This is a genomic window from Reyranella massiliensis 521 (assembly GCF_000312425.1).
Classification (GTDB): domain Bacteria; phylum Pseudomonadota; class Alphaproteobacteria; order Reyranellales; family Reyranellaceae; genus Reyranella; species Reyranella massiliensis.
In genome coordinates this window covers 2,357,656-2,376,735 of record NZ_HE997181.1, presented here as the reverse complement: position 1 = coordinate 2,376,735, position 19,080 = coordinate 2,357,656, and the positions used below count along the sequence as shown (strand labels likewise).

Genomic DNA, 19,080 nt, shown 5'->3' with positions numbered 1-19,080 from the left:
CCATGGATTTCTCGAAATTCTTTATCGACCGCCCGATCTTCGCGGCGGTCCTCTCGATCGTGATCTTCGTCGCCGGCCTCATCGCGATCCCGCTGCTGCCGATCAGCGAATACCCGGATGTGGTGCCGCCGACGGTGGTCGTGCGCGCCGTCTATCCCGGCGCGAACCCGAAGGTCATCGCCGACACCGTGGCGGCGCCGCTCGAAGAGCAGATCAACGGCGCCGAAAACATGATGTACATGAAGTCGGTGGCGGGCTCGGACGGCGTGCTGCAGATGACCATCACCTTCCGCCCCGGCACCGATCCCCGGCTGGCGCAGGTCGACGTGCAAAACCGTGTCAATCAGGCTCTGTCGCGCCTGCCGGCCGAAACGGTCAGCCTCGGCGTGACGACGCAAAAGCAGTCGCCGAGCTTCCTGACGATGATCACGCTGATCTCGGACGGCAGATACGATCCGCTCTACTTGCGCAACTACGTCAACACCAAGATCAAGGACGAGCTGGCGCGCCTGCCGGGCGTCGGCCAGGTGCAGCTGTTCGGCGGCGGCGACTATGCGATGCGCATCTGGCTCGACCCCAACAAGGTCGCTTCGCGCGGCATGACGGCCGGCGACATCCTGAGCGCGGTAAGGGAGCAGAACCTGCAGGTGTCGGCCGGCCAGCTTGGCGCCGAACCGATCGCCAGCGGCAGCGATTTTCTGATCTCGATCAATGCTCAGGGCCGATTGCGCACGCCCGAGGAGTTTGGAGAGATCGTTCTCAAGACCGGCGCAAATGGCGAGATCGTGCGCCTGGCTGACGTGGCGAGGGTGGAGCTGGGGGCCAACGACTACACGCTGCGCGGTCAGCTCGACGATTACCCGTCGGGCATCATCGGCGTCTTCCAGGCGCCCGGCGCCAATGCGCTGGCGGCGCGCGACGGCGTCATCGCCAAGATGGACGAACTGGCCAAGCGCTTCCCGCCCGGCGTGAGCTACCGCTCGGACTATGACAGCACGATCTTCGTGCGCGATTCCATCCGTTCGGTGGTGAATACGCTGCTGGAAGCCATCGTGCTTGTCGTGCTCGTGGTCATCCTGTTCCTGCAGACATGGCGTGCCTCGATCATTCCGTTGATCGCGGTCCCGGTCTCGGTCGTCGGCACCTTCGCCGTGCTCTATCTGCTCGGCTTCTCGATCAATACGCTGTCCCTGTTTGGCCTGGTTCTGGCCATCGGCATCGTCGTCGACGACGCCATCGTCGTGGTCGAGAATGTCGAGCGCAACATCGAGGAGGGGCTCTCGCCACTCGATGCGGCGCACCAGGCGATGAAGGAAGTCTCCGGGCCGATCGTGGCCATCGCGCTGGTGCTGTGCGCCGTGTTCGTACCCATGGCCTTCCTGAGCGGCGTGACCGGGCAGTTCTACAAGCAGTTCGCCGTCACGATTGCGATCTCGACGGTGATCTCGGCGATCAACTCGCTCACCCTGTCGCCGGCGCTGGCGGCCAAGCTCCTGCGCTCGCACGGCGCCCCGAAGGACCTGCTGTCGCGGATCATCGAAGCCGCGTTCGGCTGGGTGTTCCGGCCATTCAACCGCTTCTTTAAGGCCAGCTCCGAGGGCTATCAAAGCTCGATCGCGCGCATCCTGAAGCGCCGGGGCATCGTGTTTGCGATCTACGCGCTGTTGCTGGTCGGTACGGGGGCGATGTTCAATGCCGTGCCGCGCGGCTTCATTCCGGTCCAGGACAAGCTCTACCTGATCGCCGTCGTGAAGCTGCCCGAAGGCGCTTCGCTCGAACGCACCGACTTAGCGATGAAGAAGCTCAGGGACATTGCGCTCGCCACCGACGGCGTGGCGCATGTGGTCGCGATGACCGGCCTCAACGCGATCCAGTTCACCAGTACGCCGAACTACGCGGTGGCCTTTCCGATCCTGAAGCCGTTCAACGAGCGGACCCGCAGCGCCAAGGAGATCGCCGACGACATGCAGGCGAAGATCTCCGGGATCAAGGAAGGCATGGCCTTCGTCATGATGCCGCCGCCGATCGACGGCATGGGCTCGGGCGCCGGCTACTCGCTGTTCGTCGAGGATCGTGCCGGCCTTGGCTACGGGGCGCTGCAGGAGGCGGTCGCTGCTCTGCAGGGAGCGGTCATGGCGACGCCGGGCATGGGTTTTCCGTTCTCAGGCTATCAATCCAACGTGCCGCAGCTCGACATCGAGGTCGACCGCGTCAAGGCCAAGGCGCAGGGCGTGTCGCTGACCGAGCTGTTCAGCACCCTGCAGGTCTATCTCGGATCGGCTTATGTCAACGACTTCAACATGCTTGGGCGTACCTGGCGCGTCTATGCCCAGGCCGATGGAAATTTCCGCCGGACCGTCGAGGACATCGTCAACCTGAAGACACGCAACGAGCGTGGCGAGATGGTGCCGATCGGCTCGATGGTGAAGGTCAAGGAGAGTTACGGGCCCGATCCGGTGCTGCGCTATAACGGCTATCCGGCGGCCGACTTCATCGGCGAGGCCGAACCCGGCGCCTTGTCTTCGGCGCAGGCGATGCGCCTGATCGAGGAGCTGGCGCGCTCGGTGCTGCCCAACGGTATCGCCATCGAATGGACGGACCTCAGCTTCCAGGAAGCCACGCAGGGCAATGCCGCGCTGTTCGTTTTCCCGGTCGCGATCCTGCTGGCCTTCCTCGTGCTTGCGGCGCTCTACGAGAGTTGGGTGCTGCCGCTCGCGGTGATCCTGATCGTGCCGATGTGCATTCTTTCGGCGCTGGCCGGCGTGAAGCTGTTCGGTGGCGACAACAACACCTTCGTACAGGTGGGGCTGGTCGTGCTGATGGGGCTCGCCTGCAAGAACGCGATCCTGATCGTGGAGTTCGCCCGCGAACTGGAGTTCCAGGGCAAGGGCATCGTCGAGGCAGCGTTGGAGGCGTGCCGTCTGCGTCTGCGACCGATCGTGATGACCTCGGTCGCCTTCATTGCCGGCACGGTTCCGCTCGTGCTCTCGCAAGGCGCTGGCGCCGAAGTCCGTTCCGCCACCGGCATTACCGTGTTCGCCGGCATGATCGGTGTGACCCTCTTCGGCCTGTTCCTGACGCCGGTATTCTATGTCGGCTTGCGCAAGCTCTCGGGGCGCAAGCTGATCCAGCATGGCGAATCCACGGCTCGCGTCCATCATTCGCCTGCGGAGTAGGAAGCGTTCGATAGACGAGCCCATAAGACCGGAGCGCGGTCGCACATCTTCGTAATGCGAAACCTGCAAGCTGATCCCGGCGCTGGAGAGGCGTAAACTTCCGGCAACCCCGGAGGAACGAACATGGCGGAATTCGATCTTGTGATACGCGGCGGCAACGTGGCCGACGGCACCGGCGCTGCGATCAAGGAAGCGGACATTGCGGTGAAGGGTGGCAAGATCGCCGCCGTTGGAAAAGTGAGCGGGCAGGGCGCCGAGGAGATCGATGCCAAGGGCCTGCTGGTGACGCCGGGCTTCGTCGACATTCACACGCACTATGACGGTCAGGCGACCTGGGATTCCCATCTGCAGCCGTCGAGCTGGCATGGCGTCACCACGGCCGTGATGGGCAATTGCGGCGTCGGCTTCGCGCCGGTGAAGGTCGAGGATCGCCAGCGTCTGATCGAGCTGATGGAGGGTGTCGAGGACATTCCCGGCGCCGCCCTCGACGAAGGCCTGAACTGGTCCTGGGAATCGTTCGGTCAGTATCTCGATGCCCTCGAGGCGCGTCCGCGCGACATGGATCTCGGTGCGCAGCTCCCGCACGGCGCGTTGCGTGTCTTCGTGATGGGCGAGCGGGCGGCCAAGCTCGAAGAGGCGACGCCGGCCGAGGTCGAGCAGATGCGGGCGCTGACGGCGGAAGCCATGCGCGCCGGCGCGCTGGGCTTCTCGACCTCGCGCACCCTCAACCACCGCACGGTGAAGGGCGATCCGACACCGTCGTTGCGCGCTTCGGAGGCCGAGCTTCTGGGCATCGCGCTCGGCATGAAGGATGCAGGTCGCGGCGTCATCGAGTTCATCTCCGACTTCAACACGCCGAACCCGGAGAGCGAGTTCGAGATGCTCGACCGGCTGCTCACCGCGTCGGGACGGCCATTCTCGGTGTCGCTGGCGCAGCGCCATTCGCGGCCCGACGGCTGGCGTCGCCTCCTTGGCCTGGTCGAAGGGCTCGTCGCCAAGGGCCACAGCGCCAAGGCGCAGGTGGCGCCGCGGCCGATCGGCGTGCTGCAAGGCCTGCAGGCGAGCCGCATCCCGTTCTCGATGTGCGCGGCCTACAAGGCGATCCAGCACAAGAGCGTCGCCGAACGGCTGGCAATCATGCGCGATCCGACCTTCCGGGCGCAGATCCTGAAGGAGGCCAACGAGCCGCTGCGCTCGGAGATGGCCGCCCGCCTCACCGATTTCGACCGCATGTTCCCGCTGGGCGATCCGCCGAACTACGAGCCGCCGAAGGAAACCTCGTTCGGCGCCCGCGCCGCGCGCGAAGGCCGCGATCCGCGTGAGCTGATCTACGACTACCTGATCGAAGGCGAGGGCAGGAACTTCATCTTCGCGCCCTTCGCCAACTATGCAGCCTATAATCTCGACTGCTGCAGCGAGATGATGCAGAGCCCGCACACGCTGATCGGGCTGGGTGATGGTGGGGCGCATGTCGGACTGATTTCCGACGGCTCCTATCCGACCTACCTGCTCCAGCACTGGGGCCGCGATCGCAAGAGCGGCAAGCTCGACCTGTCGTGGTTAGTAAAGCGCCATACCCAGGACAATGCGAAGGCCGTCGGCCTCGACGACCGCGGCGTCGTGGCGGTCGGCAAGAAGGCCGATCTCAACGTCATCGACTTCGACCGGCTGCGGGTCGAGGCGCCGATCATGAAGTGGGACCTGCCGGCCGGCGGCAAGCGCCTGCTGCAGCGCGCCACCGGCTACCGCGCCACCATCGTCTCGGGTGCCGTCACCTATCGCGACGGCGAGACGACGGGCGCCCTGCCGGGCAAGCTGGTTCGCGGCCCGCAGGCTGCTTAGGCGAAGGCGACACAGGGTCTTCAGCCCGCGCAAGGGAAGGTCGGCCGCCGTTCGGGCGTGCCGGCCCTCTCGAGACGGGGCGAACGGCGGGCCGCGAAGTCCGCCATTCGGACTGGGCGTCAGACTTCCTCGTAGCTCGTGAAGCGGATCGCGTCCGGATCCTGATCGAGCAGCGGCGCCAGCACGTCGTTCTCCCAGATCTTCCAAGGCGCCGGATAGTCGGAGGCCCGCACAGGCGCGTCGACGGTTCCCCAAAGCCGCTCCCATGCGTCGCGGCTTTCGAAGATCCACAGCGCGGTGTAAGCGCCGCGTCGCGCGCCTTTCAGTCCTCTCAGGAAATGGTGACCCACCAGACCCGGAAGGTCGAAGAGGCCCCGACGCTCGGCATCGTGTGTGGCCTGCTCGAACGCTTCGCCGGACACGCTGGGTTTCAGCACATATTCATGGATGCTGATCACCCTCGGCATGTCCGGCCTCTGCGTTTGGTCAGTCGCCCTTGATGTTGTTGTCCTTGATGACCTTGAACCAGCGATCCTGTTCGCTCTTCTGGTAGGCCGCGAACTCTTCGGGCGAGCTGGTCAGGATCTCCATGTTGAACTGCTCGAGGAACTTCTGGGTCACATCGGGCGCCGACACGGCCTTCTTGATTTCGGCATTCATGCGGTCGATCACCGGCCGCGGCGTGCCGGTCGGCGCATAGACTCCCCACCAGGAGTAGGACGGGAACCCCTTGATGCCCTGCTCGATCAGTGTCGGCGTATCGGGCAGGGCGGGCGTTCGCTTCTCTCCGGTAACGCCGATGGGTCGGATCTTGTTGGCGCGGAAGTGCGGGCTGAACGAGGTCAGGCTCGAAATGCCGATATCGGTGACGCCGCCCAGCAGATCCTGGGTGAGAGGACCGCCGCCCTTGTAAGGGATCAGGTTGAGGTCGACGTTGTTTTCCTTCTTGATGAGGGTCATCAGCACCAACGCCTGGCTGGCGCCCAGCACGCCGACATTGACCTTGCCGGGGCGGGCCTTGGCATCGGCGACGACCTCGGCGAAGGTCTTGTAGGGCCGGTCGGGATGTGCCGCGAGGGCCTGCGGCGTGCGGCCGATCAGCATGACGTTGGTGAGTTCCGAGTCCTTGTACGGCAGGCCCGGCGCGAAGGCCGGATTGAGGATGTGGCTGTCGAAGGTCAGCATCCAGGTCTGGCCGTCCGGTGCCGATTTGGCGGCGATCGCCGAGCCCACGGCGCCGGTACCGCCCGGCTTGTTGTCGACGATGATGTTCCAGCCCGTATTATCGATGAGCTTGGCCTGGATGATGCGCGCTACCGGATCGGTCGATCCACCGGGCGGGAAGGGCACGATGATCTTGATCTGGCCCTTGGGCCAGTCGCCGGTGCCGGCAGTCTGGGCTCTGGCAAAGGCAGGTGCGCCGAGCGTTGCTGCGGCCGCACCAACCATGAGAGAACGACGGTTGATGATGGTCATTTTAGACCTCCCTGTTACTGTCTTTGTTGGGGCCGGAGCCTAAGCATGGACAGGTTCGGCGCAAGTGCCTATTTAGCCCCTATGTCACTGATCAAAACTGAATCCGGCGAGTGGGAAATCGTCCTCGGGCTGGAAGTCCACGCCCAGGTGATCTCCGACGCCAAGCTCTTTTCCGGCGCCCCGACCACGTTCGGCGCCGATCCCAATACGCAGGTGTCGCTGGTCGACGCCGCCATGCCCGGCATGCTGCCCGTGATCAACGAGCGCTGCGTGGAGCAGGCGGTCCGCACTGGCCTGGGGCTGAATGCCAAGATCAACCTGCATTCGGTATTCGACCGCAAGAACTACTTCTACGCGGATCTGCCGGCAGGCTATCAGATTTCACAGTACAAGGACCCGATCGTCGGCGAGGGCGAGGTCGAGATCGATCTCCCCGATGGCAAGACCCGCACTGTCGGCATCGAGCGCCTGCATCTCGAGCAGGATGCCGGCAAGAGCCTGCACGACCAGCATCCCAGCCAGACCTACGTCGACCTGAACCGCTCGGGCGTGGCGCTGATGGAGATCGTCAGCAAGCCCGACATGCGCACTTCCGACGAGGCGGCCGCCTATCTCACCAAGCTGCGCTCGATCGTCCGCTATCTCGGCACCTGCGACGGCAACATGGACGAAGGCTCCATGCGCTGCGACGTAAACGTCTCGGTGCGCAAGCCGGGCGGCGAACTCGGCACGCGCTGCGAGATCAAGAACGTGAACTCGATCCGCTTCGTGAAGCAGGCCATCGAGTACGAAGCGCGGCGCCAGATCGAGGTGATCGAGGGCGGCGGCAAGATCGTCCAGGAAACGCGCCTGTTCGATCCCGGCCGCGGCGAGACGCGCTCGCTGCGCTCAAAGGAGGATGCGCACGATTATCGCTACTTCCCCGATCCCGACCTGCTGCCGCTCAATCTGAAACAGGAGTTCGTCGACGCCATCAAGGCGAGCCTGCCCGAGCTGCCCGACGCCAAGAAGGCGCGCTTCACCAAGGAGTACGGCCTCACGCCCTACGATGCCGGCGTGCTGGTGGCGGAGAAGGAGACGGCGGAGTTCTTCGAGACCGTGGCCAAGGGCCGCGACGGCAAGGAAGCGGTCAAGCTAGTGACCGGCGACTTCTTCGCCATGCTGAATCGGCGCGGCGTCGGGATCAGCGAGTCGCCGATCAGCGCGGCCCATCTCGGTAAGCTTCTCGATCTTCAGGCGGACGGCACGATCTCGGGCCGTATCGCCAAGGATCTGTTCGTCGCCATGGAGGAGACGGGCAAGGACCCTGCCGTGCTGGTCGAGGAACGCGGACTGAAGCAGGTCACCGACACCGGCCCCATCGAAGCGGCCATCAAGGCGGTCATCGCGGCCAATCCCGACAACGTCGCCGCCTACAAGGCCAAGCCCAGCATGTTCGGCTGGTTCGTTGGCCAGGTGATGAAGGCGACCGGCGGGAAGGCCAATCCCAAGGTCGTCAACGAGCTCCTGCGGAAGGCGCTCGACGCCTGACCGTTGCGGCCTCCGCGTTCGGCACGGCGCGACCGTTCGATCCGGGGGGCCGCTTCGGCGGTCCCGGCGGCCGCGGAGCCTGGATGTCGGAGACGTCGACCCGCGCACGCTGCTCTGCCGGGTGGGTGGCGCGAGTCAGGTTGAACGCGGTGTTGATCAGCGCGACGTGGGAAAAAGCCTGCGGATAGTTGCCGATCTGCTGCCGGCGCTCGGTATCGTATTCCTCCGCAAGCAAACCGAGGTCATTGCGTAGCGCCAGCAGGCGATCGAACAGCGCCGTCGCGTCGGCGCGCCGTCCGATGGCGATGTAGGCGTCGGCCAGCCAGAAGCTGCAGGCAAGGAAGACGCCCTCGCCGGGTTCCAGTCCGTCGTTGGTGCTTTCGGTGTCGTAGCGACGGACGAATCCGTCAACCACAAGGTCCCGCTCGATCGCTTCGACCGTGCCGACGTATCGCGGATCGGTCGGTGCGACGAACCCGACCTGCGCCAAAAGCAACAGACTGGCATCCAAGGTCGTCTTGCCATAGGCGGATCGAAAGCAGTTCCGCTGCGGATCGAAGCCCTGCTCGCAGACCTGCTCATGGACGCGGGCGCGCAGGACGCGCCACTCGTCGACGGGACCAGGCAGGCCATGGTGTTCGACGGCCTTGATCGCCCGGTCGAAGGTCACCCAGGCCATGACCTTGGAGAAGGTGAAATGCTGGCGCGGGCCGCGGGTCTCCCAGATGCCGTAATCCGGTTCCGTCCAACAGCGCGCAACGTGGTTCGTCAGCGCCAATTGCAGGTCCCATCCGCTTTCCTTCGCACTCAGTCCACCCTCGCGCGCCTGCTCGAAGGTATCCATCAGCTCGCCATAGACATCGAGCTGGAACTGTTGGTGGGCCGCGTTGCCGACCCGCACCGGCTTGGAGTCGAGATAGCCCGGCAGCCAGTCGACTTGCCATTCGGTGAGCCGCCGCTCGCCGAGGATGCCGTACATGATCTGCATGTTCGCAGGACTGCCGGCGACGGCGCGCTGCAGCCAGTCGCGCCATGCCGATGCCTCGTCGTAGAGGCCGGCATTCATCAAGGCGAGGAGCGTAAGGGTGGAATCCCGAATCCAGCAGAATCGGTAATCCCAGTTGCGGGTGCCGCCGACGTCTTCGGGCAACGACGTCGTCGGCGCCGCCACGATGCCGCCGCTCGGGGCATAGGTCAGTGCCTTCAAGGTAATCAGCGAGCGCTGGATTGCGTCGGCGTGGGGGCCGTCCGTATTGGCGCGCTTGATCCAGTCGCGCCAGAACTTCTCGCAGTCGCGCAGCGCCTTCATCGCATCGACCGGCGGCGGTGCCGGGAAATGGGAGGGGCCATGGCTCAACGTGAATGGAATGGTCTGCCCTTCTGTAATCGTGAAGGCGCCGACCGTCCGGAAATCCTCGCCATGGATCGGAGTGGGGGTACGCAGGACGACCATGTCGGGGCCGGCGATGGCCCGAAGCGCCCCATCCTTCATTCGGCTGACCCAGGGGATCGTGGCGCCGTAGTTGAAGCGCAGGACCAGCTCCATGCTCATGGGGACCTCGCCGGACTCGCCTTGCACGATGCGGATGAGGTCGGACGTACTGCCACGCGGCAGCATGAAATCCGTGAGCAAGGCGGAGCCGGACGGCGTGTCGAAGCGCGTTTCCAGGATCAGGGTACCGGGACGATAGTGTCGCGACACGGACTGTTCCACGCACTGCGGTCCGATCTGCCACCGTCCGTTGGACGGGGTGCCGAGCAGCGCGGCAAAGCAGGCCTCCGAATCGAAGCGCGGCCAGCACAGCCAATCGACCGAACCATCGATCCCGACGAGGGCCGCGGTCTGGCAATCGCCGATCAGCCCATAGCTTTCGAGAGAAGCGCTCATGCCGGATCGGACGCGAACTGCAAGATAACCTTGATGTCGCCGTCGCGGCGCTCGAACGCCTCGGGCCAGCGGGCGAGCGGCACGCGCCGCGTGATGAGACGGGCCAGCCAGGCGGGATCGGCGCCAGCCAGCGCCTTAGCGCCTATCTCATAGTGTCGCCGGTTGGCGTTGACCGAGCCGAACACAACGTCGTTCTGCAGGACTGTGGCGCGATTGAAGGCGCCGACATCGAAGGGAACGGTGCCCCCGCTGCTCGATACGCCGGTGAGGCAGACAATGCCGTTGCCACCTGGCCGGCGCAGCGCCTCCAGAATCAACGGCGAGGAGGCCGTGCACTCGATGACGATGTCGACCTGCAGGTCCGGCGGGAGTCTGTCGGCATGATAGACGCCGCCGAGCGCGTGGATCAGGTCGGTCTTGAGAGGCCTGTCGGCGCGATCGAGCACATGCGCCTGCAGGCCGCGCTGGTGTGCCATGAGAGCGGCCAGTAATCCGACGGGGCCGGCGCCGGTAATCAGCACTGTCCGCGGCTTCCAGCCCGTCGTACGCCGGCCGATTCGTTCGATATGCTCCCAGGCCTTGGCGAGCACGCTCGCTGGCTCGAGGAGCACGCCGAGCGCTCCGAGCGATGGCGCCACCTTCACGGCATAGGCAGGCTCCAGCAGGAAGCGTTGCGCTCCGTATCCGTCGGCGGACTTTATGCCGCGCTCGGTGTAGAGCCCGTTCCGACACATGTCCCATTCCCCGACACCGCAGGCAGGGCAAGGCACGGGATCGGGCCGACGGACGATGCCGACCACGAGATCGCCGACAGAGAAGCCGCTGCCTTGCGGTGCGACGAGAACGCGGCCGAGCGACTCATGTCCGATCACCAATCGCGAGGCGCCGGGCGGCGCCCAGCCATAATGACCCGAGACGATATCGCGATCGGTCCCGCAAATGCCGAGCGCGATCGTCTCCACCAGAAGATGCATGGAATCGGCGACCGGGTCGGCATGTTCGTCGAGCCGGAGCGAATTGATCGTACCGGGCTCTACAGTGATGGCTTTCACGGCTGGATCCCCGCGTTCGCGACGTCTCGATCGTCTTTCGAGAACGCAACCGCCATGGCAGGGTTGCATCCTGCGCGCCGGCGGAGAGGCCCGTGCCGGCGTCGCCAATGCGCGACAGGGGAGGAATGATGACGGCAAAGCTCTACGCCATGACCTGCGGCCGCCTGGTCGGTCGCCTCAAGGATATGATCGAGGGCGAGGACGGCCAGGTTGCCCTGCCGATCCCGTCCTATCTGATCGAACACCCCAAGGGCCGCGCGCTGTTCGACACGGGGATGCATCCGCAGTGCCGCGACGATGCGGCAGGGCGCCTCGGCGAGCGGGTGGCACGCATCTTCAGCTTCGAGCAGTATGGCCCGCAGGACGACGTGAAATCACGCCTCGAGGCGATCGATCGCGATCCCGGCAAGATCGACTTCATCGTCAACTCGCATCTTCACTTCGACCATGCCGGCGGCAACGAACTGGTGCCCAACGCCACGATGGTGGTGCAGAAGCGCGAGTGGCAGGCGGCGCAGGATCCCGAGACCGCGGCCAAGGTCGGCTTCCTTCGCGCCGACTTCGATCATGGCCACAAGGTGATGCAGGTGGACGGCGAGCATGACCTGTTCGGCGACGGCAGCGTGGTCTGCCTGCCGACCTACGGACATACGCCCGGCCATCAATCGCTGAAGGTACGGACCGAGGCCGGCGAGGTCGTGATCACCGGCGACGCCTGTTATTTCTGCCGCACCCTGCGCGAACGCCGGCTGCCGCGCTTCGTCTGGGACCGCGAACAGATGCTGGCCTCGCTCGACCGCCTGGAGGCTATGGAGAAGAGCGGGGCCAGACTCTTCTTCGGCCACGACCCGGATTTCTGGAAAGATGTACCGCAGGCACCGGTGCCGGCTTTTTGAGGCACTGGACTATTTTCAATTTATCATAATGAATACGAGAATGCTTCGGACGTCTGTTTTCCGCGCGCCCAAACGCGGCGACCTCATGGTGGAGGAAATCAAACGCTGGATCGTCGAGCGCCGCCTTGGGCCCGGCGACAGGTTGCCCAAGGAAGACGAGTTGCAGGCGCTGTTCGGCGTCAGCAAAGGCACGGCGCGCGAAGCCTTGAAGTCGTTGGAAGTGCAAGGTCTTGTCACCGTAAGCACCGGGCCTTTGGGCGGCGCCAAGATTGGCGAAGTGCCGCTCGATAAGGCTTTGCAACTTCTGCAGAATTACCTTTTCTTTCGAAAACTTGACGTTGCCCAAATCTATGCCGTGCGCCGATTGCTTGAGCCGGAGCTGGCGGCCGGTGCCGTGCCGCACCTGACGGAGAAGCATTTTGCGGCTTTGGAGGGAAGCATCGCCTTCTGTGCTCCGCATTCGACCGATCCACAGGAAGCCTTGGCCCAGCGGCAGGAAGATCTGCATTTCCACGACGTCCTGGCCAACGCCAATCCCAACGTCCTGCTTCGCTTCATGTGTCAGGTGATCAACCATCTGCTGAGCCATTCGGTAGCGCTGGAGCAGCCGGACCACGTGGCAGGGCCAAAATTCGGCGCTGCCAATGTGGCGGCTCACAGGCGCTTGCTGGCGGCAGCACGACAGGGCGACGCCGGGCGCGTGCGCAAGCTCATGGTCGAACACATCGACGAGGTCGAGCGGCACGTTCTTAAGCTCAAGCCCGCTGTGCGACGACGTTTCGTCCTTGATTCGGAGATGCGGACAAGGGTCTCGCCGCAGCGCCGTGCCGCCAGCAAGGAGAAGCCGCGATGACAGACTGCCGTCCGGTCGCCCTCATTCGACGTTCAGCACGGGAGCTGCACCTATGACTTCGGGAACGGATCAGGCCGATTCGGTCGACGGCGACTTCGCCGGACAGTTGGCCGAGTTGCAGCGGAGCGGTCGTGTGTCCGGGCTACACGCGCTTCTGGTCGCGCGGGGCGACAAGATGCTGTTCGAGCACTATGGCACCGGCGAAGACGAGTGCTGGGGGCAGACCCTTGGCGAAGTCACGTTCGGCCCGGACGTGCTGCACGATCTGCGCTCGGTGAGCAAGAGTATCGTCGGCATGCTCTATGGCATCGCGCTCGCCGAAGGAAAGGTGCCGCCGCCGGAAGCCAAGCTCTATGAGCAGTTTCCCGAGTATGGCGATCTGGCGCGCGGGCGCGGGCGCGACCGTCTGACGGTGGCCCATGTGCTCAGCATGACGTTGGGCACCGAATGGGACGAACTGACGATCCCCTACGGCGATCCCCGCAACAGCGAGATCGCCATGGAGCTGTCGACCGATCGCTATCGCTTCGTGCTCGATCGGCCGATCGTGGGCGAGCCCGGTGTGAAATGGACCTACAACGGCGGCGCCACGACGCTGCTGGGGCGCCTGATCGTCAAGGGAACGGGTGAAACGCTGCCGGATTATGCCCGCCGCGCGCTATTCGACCCGATGGGGCTGGGACCGACCGAATGGTCCAACGGCCTCAAAGGCGAGCCAGCTGCGGCATCCGGCTTGCGCATGCGGCCTCGCGACCTGATGTGCGTTGGCCGGATGGTGCTGGCGAATGGTGTCTGGCAGGGCAGACGGATCGTACCGGCCGACTGGCTTCAGAGATCGACGACAGCGGCTGTCTCCATCGAAGGCCCGCGGCGCTATGGTTGGCACTGGTATGTCGGCGACCTTCCCGTCGGCACGCCGCGGAGAACCGAGCCGCGGATCAGCGGCATCGGATGGGGCGGTCAGCGCCTTGAGCTTGTCCCCGCGCTCGGTCTAGTCGTCGTCATGCATTTCGGCAATTACCGCCGGCCCCACATGGAGCAGGGGATGATTGCCAACCGGCTGCTGACGGATTTGGTGGTGCCGGCCCTCGGTTAGCCGCTCAGTTCTGCGGCATGAACTCGATCATCAGGCCGCCGGTTTGCTCCGGCGCCACCAGCACGCGGTCGCCTTCGGTCAAGGCGAAGGGCACGTTGTTGGCGCGCAGCAGGGCCTGCAGCGGGCGCGAGCGCTCGATGGCGACGGCGGCGCCGACGATCGCGGGCAGGTCGCCGGGGGCCATGACCTCCAGCGCCTTGTATTCGAGCTGGTAGGCGAGCGGCGACCAGATCAGCAGTTCCACCGAGCCGGTCTTCAGCAGCATGCAGCCGTCGAAAATCTCCTCGAGATTTCCGCCGTAGCCCGCCTTGAGCGCCTTCGCCGTCTCCCTTGGATTCTCGGCGACGGCGTGAATTGCCATCATGCCCAGTGCCCCGTTGGGGTGGACGATCCATTCCGGCTCCATGAAGGCATCCGGCGTTTCGTGTTTGACCGGAAACCAGGGGAGCGGTCCGTCGCTTTCGCCAACCACGACACCGGCATCGACCTCGAAGCCGTCTTCGGTTTCCCACGCGTGCGTGCGCTCCTCGCCTTCGAGCTCGGCAACATTCATTGCCAGTGCGATGACGTCCGGATCGCCCTGCAGCAGCTCGATATAGTTCGGAATGTCGTCGCGATCCGGCTGGAAGCAGATGCAGCGCGGCTCCACGCCCTCGGGAGTGAGATTGAAGCCGAGCTGGGTCAACTTCAGGGCCGCCCCTTCGGGATCGGAAAGGGTCAGGGAGAGGTGGTCGATATCGCGCGCCGAGATTGTCATGCCCGCTCATACAGGCTTAACCAGTCCGCGCTCAAGTGCGATGCTTCGGCTCCTTCAAGGGAGAAGCAATGTCCAAGATTACTCTTTACGGCATCTGGTTGAGCGGTCCGACCTACAAGGCAGGGCTGGCGCTGTCGCTGATGGGCCAGCCCTTTGCCTACAAGCATGTCGACCTGCGCGCCGGGGCGCACAAGCAGCCGGATTATCTTGCCATCAATCGCTTTGGCCAGGTGCCGGCGCTGGTCGACGGCGACCTCAAGCTCTGCCAGTCCGGCTCGATCCTGCTCTATCTCGCCGACAAGTTCGGCAAGATGGGCGGCAAGACCGCCGAGGAGAAGGCGCGGGTTCGCGAGTGGCTGTTTTGGGAATATGACCGGCTGGCGCCCAACGTCTATCGTGCTCGGGCCATCAAGCGCGGTTTCATGAAGGCCGACGACAGTGTCTACCAACTCTACACGGGGCTCGCGAACGACGCGCTGAAGGTGCTGGACGGCGCGCTCGCCAGCTCGTCGTTCCTGGTCGGCAACGAGGCGACCATCGCCGACGTAGCGGTCTATGGCGACGTCGCCTATGCCGGCGAAGGCGGTATCGACCTCGGTCCCTACAGCAACATCAAGGCGTGGATGGCGAGGGTCGAGAAGCTGCCGGGCTTCAAGACGTACGAGGACGCACTGCCCAAGCAGGACGCGGCCTGAGGCGTCGACAATCAGGCGGCCGCCGGTGCTTTCTTAGCGGCGGTCGCCAGAAGACGGAGTGTCAGACCTCTTCCATCATCTGCTTCCAGCTTTCCTCGACGCTGGCGCGATCGAGGTCGCGGGTGATGAATACCAGGCGCGATCGGCGGTCGGTGTCGGGCCAGCGCGCGAGCAGGGTGGGCGGATGGAAGGTCCGATGCACCCCATGGATCACCAGCGGCTGGCTCTCACCGGCGACGTTTAGGACGCCCTTGACCCTGAGCAGCCGGTCGCCCCAGGAGGCGCGCACCGCCATCAGCCAGCGATTGAAGAAATCCCAGTCGAGCGGTTCCTCGAATGTGAGGCAGAACGAGCCGATATGCTCGTTGTGTCGCGAGCGATCATGGTGATGGGGCTCGTGGTCGCCGTGGCGATGCGCATGATCGTGAGCCTCGGCATTGAGCCAGGCCTGAACCTTGTCGCCCTTGCCGGCTGGATCGAACGGACCTGAGTCGAACAGCAGCGCAGGGTCGATGTCGCCCTGGACGATCTCATAGAGCGCGGCGCCCGGATTGAGCTCCTCCAGGCGGGCCCGCAACCGGGAGCTGGAGGCGATGTCGGCGATGTCGGTCTTGCTGATCAGAAGGCGGTCGGCGACGGCGGCTTGCTTCACCGCTTCCGTATGTTCATCGAGCTGTCGCGTCCCGTTCACGGCATCGACCGTGGTGACCACACCGTCGAGGCGGTAGTCGTGACTGATCATCGGGTGATTGAGTAGCAGTTGCAGAATGGGCGCGGGATCGGCGAGGCCGGTCGTCTCCAGCAGCACGCGATCGAAGGGAGGGGTTTCAGCGGCGGCGCGGCGTCTGGCGATGTCGCGCAAGGTGCGGTCGAGATCGCCCTGAATGGTGCAGCACACGCATCCCGATTGCAGAAGGACCATGTCGCCGCCGACCTGCTCCATGAACAGATGATCGAGACCGACCTCGCCGAACTCGTTCACCAGAACCAGACTGCGGGCCATGCGGCTGTCGCCCAGGACGCGGTTGAGCAGAGTGGTCTTGCCGCTACCGAGGAAGCCGGTAATCAAGGCCACTGGTAGTCGCTCGGCCGACTTGTCGCGATCAAACAGACTCATGGGGCCGCCTCGCCGGGTGACACATTCGGGAATGCATATGTAACAAGATAACAAATGCCGGTTCTTCTTGACGCTCCAATGAGACGGCACGACGCTTCGGGCATCAATCAATAAAAGGAGGGGCGTCCATGGATTCTAGATATCTGAAGGACAAGGAAGGACTCAAATCGTCGGCGCAGGAGGTCGACGACGACCGCCGGGCGTTCCTCACCGCCGGGCTGGTTGGTGGCGCGGTCGCAGCCGGCGCGCTGGTCGCGGGTGCCGCACATGCCCAGCAGGTGGCGCAGGCGCCGGCGCTTTCGGACAAACCGTGGTGGCCGCATCCCAAATGGGGCAAGGACGACCAGGCCGGCGCCTCCAACCATATGACGCCGGCCAAGGTCCTCGACACGGTGAAGCTGATCAAGGACGGCAAAGTCTACCGTATCGGCCGCATGTACGAGTCGGGCATGCCCAAGTTCGGCGAGCGCGCCTTTACGATGCGCATTCCCGGGTCGCCCACAGGCGGTCCGTTCGGCGCCAACAAGCTCGTCTATCACGATGAATATCTCGCCACCGAAATCGGCCAGACCGGCACGCAGTTCGACGGTCTTGGGCACATCGGCATCCAGATGGGCAAGGACGGCGACAAAAACGAGATGCGTTACTACAACGGCATCACCGAGCAGGAGATGGCGACGGCCTATGGCCTCACCAAGCTCGGCATCGAACACGTGAAGCCGTTCTTTACCCGCGGCCATCTGTTCGATGTCGAAGCCGTGAAGGGCAACATGATGGAGGCCGGTCAGGAGATCACCGTCGCCGACCTGCGCGCCGCGCTGCAGAAACAGAACATGCAGGAAGCCGATATCAAGGAAGGCGATGCTGTCTTCTTCAATACCGGCTGGGGCAAGCTCTGGCTCAAGAACAACGACAAATTCAACAGCGGCGAACCCGGCATCGGCCTCGAAGTGGCCAAATGGTGCGTCGACAAGGGCGTAAGCCTGACCGGCGCGGACCAATGGGCAACCGAGGTCGTGCCTAACCCGAACAAGGACCTGGCCTTCGCGGTGCATGCCGAGCTGATCTGCAAGAACGGCATCTTCAACCACGAAAACCTGGACTTCACGGCGCTGATCGCCGATCGCAAGTACCAGTTCGCCTATATCTTTTCGCCTGCCCCCATCAAGGGCGCGACGGGGTCGAACGGCGGTCCGATTGCGGTGACGTGATCATCGAAACGGTCAGGAGAAACGCCCTCGCGCAAGCGGGGGCGTTTTGCTTTGATGGAAGAATGTCCGGGAGGAGAGCGTATGACGTTGTTTCGCGTGGCTGCTGCTGCGGCCGTTGCCATTCCTTTGGTCTTTGGCGCGGCATTGCCAGCCGACGCACAGGGGATTCCCAAGGTTCAGTCGCCGGAAGAGGTGGGCTTTCTGTCGACCCGGCTGAAGCGGCTCAGTGACCGGCTGAACGAGGGCGTAAAGAACAACGAGCTGCCGGGCGCCGTCGTGCTGATCGCGCGCAATGGCAAGATCGTGCTGTTCGAGTCCTATGGCTTCCGCGACAAGGACGCCAAGGTGGCGATGACCAACGACACGATCTTCCGCATCGCTTCGATGACCAAGCCGATCGTGACGCTCGCGGCGATGATGCTGATGGAAGAGGGCAAGCTCACCCTGGCCGACAAGGTGTCGATGTACATTCCGGCCTTCGCCGAGACAAAGGTCGCCGTCCAGAAGAAGAACGCCGACGGGACGGTCGAGCAGGTGCTGGAACCGCAGTTCCGGCCGATGACAGTGCACGATCTGATGCGCCATACCTCGGGTCTGACCTACGGCGCGGCCGGCGCCAATCCGATCAAGCAGTCCTATCTCGACATGAAGGTGAACGACCGCAAGCAGACCAATGCCGAGATGGCCGACAAGCTCGCCAAGCTGGCGCTGCTCTATCAGCCGGGCACGACCTGGGAATATTCCATGTCGACCGACGTGCTGGGTCGTGTCGTCGAGGTCGCCTCGGGAATGCCGCTCGACAAGTTCATCGAGGAGCGCATCACCAAGCCGCTCAAGATGGGGGATACCGGCTTCGAGGCTTCGGCCGACAAGAAGGCGCGGGGCGCTAAACCGATGAAGGAAGGGCCGAAGAACGAGATGCCGTTGATCCCCGATGTCACCGAGAAGTTCACCTGGCGCTCGGGCGGCGGTGGCATGGTCTCGACGGCGGCCGACTATGCGCGCTTCCTCCAGATGTTCGCCAATGGTGGCCAGCTCGATGGCGTGCGGTTGGTGTCGCGCAAGACCATCGATCTGATGACGGCTGACGCGCTGCCGCCCAGCATCAAGATGGGCGCGGACATGTTCCGCTTCGAGGCGCTGGAGCCCAGCGCTTCCATGGGACAGGGTTTTGGGCTGGGATTCGCCGTGCGCAACGTGCAGGGCGTCAACCCTCTGCCGGGTTCGCCCAACGACTACTATTGGGGCGGCGCCTACGGCACCTATTTCTGGCACGACCCGCGAGAGCGGATGTACGTCGTGTTCATGATGCAGTCGCCGCAGGCCCGACTGCGCTATCGCTACCTGATGCGCGATCTCGTCTATCAGGCGATGGTGAACTGATGGACGGAGCCGAAAAGACGCTAGGCAATCGCATGGAGTATCGGCACACTGAGGCGGGGTAGGCGAAAAATCGCCACGCCGTGGGTCCCTGGGGAGGGAATGCCGATG

The 19,080-nt window shown here is 64.2% G+C and carries 15 protein-coding genes; 9 read left to right on the top strand and 6 right to left on the bottom strand.

Annotated elements, in window-relative coordinates; all coding sequences use genetic code 11:
- The first annotated feature begins 2 nt into the window (after positions 1-2).
- Both BN60_RS11745 and BN60_RS11740 read left to right on the top strand, forming a co-directional pair.
- Complete coding sequence (locus tag BN60_RS11745; protein ID WP_020696243.1) at positions 3-3,176, top strand: efflux RND transporter permease subunit; 3,174 nt, start codon at positions 3-5, stop codon at positions 3,174-3,176.
- 123 nt (positions 3,177-3,299) lie between these two features.
- Positions 3,300-5,018, top strand: coding sequence for an N-acyl-D-amino-acid deacylase family protein (locus tag BN60_RS11740; RefSeq protein ID WP_020696242.1), 1,719 nt, complete (start codon positions 3,300-3,302; stop codon positions 5,016-5,018).
- A gap of 119 nt (positions 5,019-5,137) precedes the next feature.
- On the opposite strand, the gene BN60_RS11735 is transcribed toward BN60_RS11740, so the two are convergent.
- Both BN60_RS11735 and BN60_RS11730 read right to left on the bottom strand, forming a co-directional pair.
- Positions 5,138-5,485: a hypothetical protein gene (locus BN60_RS11735; RefSeq protein WP_020696241.1), complete on the bottom strand. Its 348-nt coding sequence runs from the start codon at positions 5,483-5,485 to the stop codon at positions 5,138-5,140.
- A gap of 19 nt (positions 5,486-5,504) precedes the next feature.
- Entirely contained in the window at positions 5,505-6,494 is a 990-nt protein-coding gene (locus BN60_RS11730; protein ID WP_020696240.1) for a Bug family tripartite tricarboxylate transporter substrate binding protein, read from the bottom strand.
- Between the two features lie 81 nt (positions 6,495-6,575).
- Here BN60_RS11730 and gatB point away from each other — a divergent pair, with 81 nt between their 5' ends.
- Entirely contained in the window at positions 6,576-8,024 is a 1,449-nt protein-coding gene (gene gatB, locus BN60_RS11725; protein WP_020696239.1) for an Asp-tRNA(Asn)/Glu-tRNA(Gln) amidotransferase subunit GatB, read from the top strand.
- On the opposite strand, the gene BN60_RS11720 is transcribed toward gatB, so the two are convergent.
- The gene (locus tag BN60_RS11720) at positions 7,990-9,912 is read right to left on the bottom strand and encodes a glycoside hydrolase family 15 protein (protein ID WP_020696238.1); all 1,923 of its coding nucleotides are present in this window, start codon (positions 9,910-9,912) and stop codon (positions 7,990-7,992) included. The genes gatB and BN60_RS11720 overlap by 35 nt on opposite strands.
- Positions 9,909-10,964: a glucose 1-dehydrogenase gene (locus BN60_RS11715; RefSeq protein WP_020696237.1), complete on the bottom strand. Its 1,056-nt coding sequence runs from the start codon at positions 10,962-10,964 to the stop codon at positions 9,909-9,911. Before BN60_RS11715 ends, BN60_RS11720 begins: the two co-directional genes overlap by 4 nt.
- A 92-nt stretch (positions 10,965-11,056) precedes the next feature.
- On the opposite strand from BN60_RS11715, the gene BN60_RS11710 reads away from it, so the two are divergent.
- The 3 genes from BN60_RS11710 (at position 11,057) to BN60_RS11700 (ending at position 13,809) form a co-directional block, all read left to right on the top strand.
- Positions 11,057-11,860: an N-acyl homoserine lactonase family protein gene (locus tag BN60_RS11710; RefSeq protein ID WP_148283380.1), complete on the top strand. Its 804-nt coding sequence runs from the start codon at positions 11,057-11,059 to the stop codon at positions 11,858-11,860.
- An 85-nt stretch (positions 11,861-11,945) separates the two neighbouring features.
- Positions 11,946-12,713, top strand: a complete 768-nt coding sequence (locus tag BN60_RS11705) for a FadR/GntR family transcriptional regulator (protein WP_202949804.1) — start codon at positions 11,946-11,948, stop codon at positions 12,711-12,713.
- Positions 12,714-12,765: 52 nt separating this feature from the next.
- On the top strand, positions 12,766-13,809 hold the full coding sequence (locus tag BN60_RS11700) for a serine hydrolase domain-containing protein (RefSeq protein WP_020696234.1): 1,044 nt from the start codon (positions 12,766-12,768) through the stop codon (positions 13,807-13,809).
- A gap of 4 nt (positions 13,810-13,813) precedes the next feature.
- On the opposite strand, the gene BN60_RS11695 is transcribed toward BN60_RS11700, so the two are convergent.
- A complete protein-coding gene (locus BN60_RS11695; RefSeq protein WP_020696233.1) occupies positions 13,814-14,566 on the bottom strand; it encodes a VOC family protein in 753 nt (250 codons plus the stop codon).
- Between the two features lie 68 nt (positions 14,567-14,634).
- On the opposite strand from BN60_RS11695, the gene BN60_RS11690 reads away from it, so the two are divergent.
- Complete coding sequence (locus BN60_RS11690; RefSeq protein ID WP_020696232.1) at positions 14,635-15,261, top strand: glutathione S-transferase family protein; 627 nt, start codon at positions 14,635-14,637, stop codon at positions 15,259-15,261.
- Between the two features lie 61 nt (positions 15,262-15,322).
- Here BN60_RS11690 and BN60_RS11685 read toward each other — a convergent pair whose 3' ends face one another.
- Positions 15,323-16,378 (bottom strand): CobW family GTP-binding protein, encoded by a 1,056-nt coding sequence (locus tag BN60_RS11685; protein WP_020696231.1) that lies wholly within the window; start codon positions 16,376-16,378, stop codon positions 15,323-15,325.
- Between the two features lie 128 nt (positions 16,379-16,506).
- Between BN60_RS11685 and BN60_RS11680 the strand changes: the two genes are divergently transcribed.
- Both BN60_RS11680 and BN60_RS11675 read left to right on the top strand, forming a co-directional pair.
- Positions 16,507-17,589 carry a cyclase family protein gene (locus tag BN60_RS11680; RefSeq protein WP_020696230.1) on the top strand — a complete coding sequence of 361 codons (1,083 nt, stop codon included), beginning with the start codon at positions 16,507-16,509 and terminating at the stop codon, positions 17,587-17,589.
- Positions 17,590-17,670: 81 nt separating this feature from the next.
- Complete coding sequence (locus BN60_RS11675) at positions 17,671-18,972, top strand: serine hydrolase domain-containing protein (RefSeq protein WP_020696229.1); 1,302 nt, start codon at positions 17,671-17,673, stop codon at positions 18,970-18,972.
- Positions 18,973-19,080: the final 108 nt, after the last annotated feature.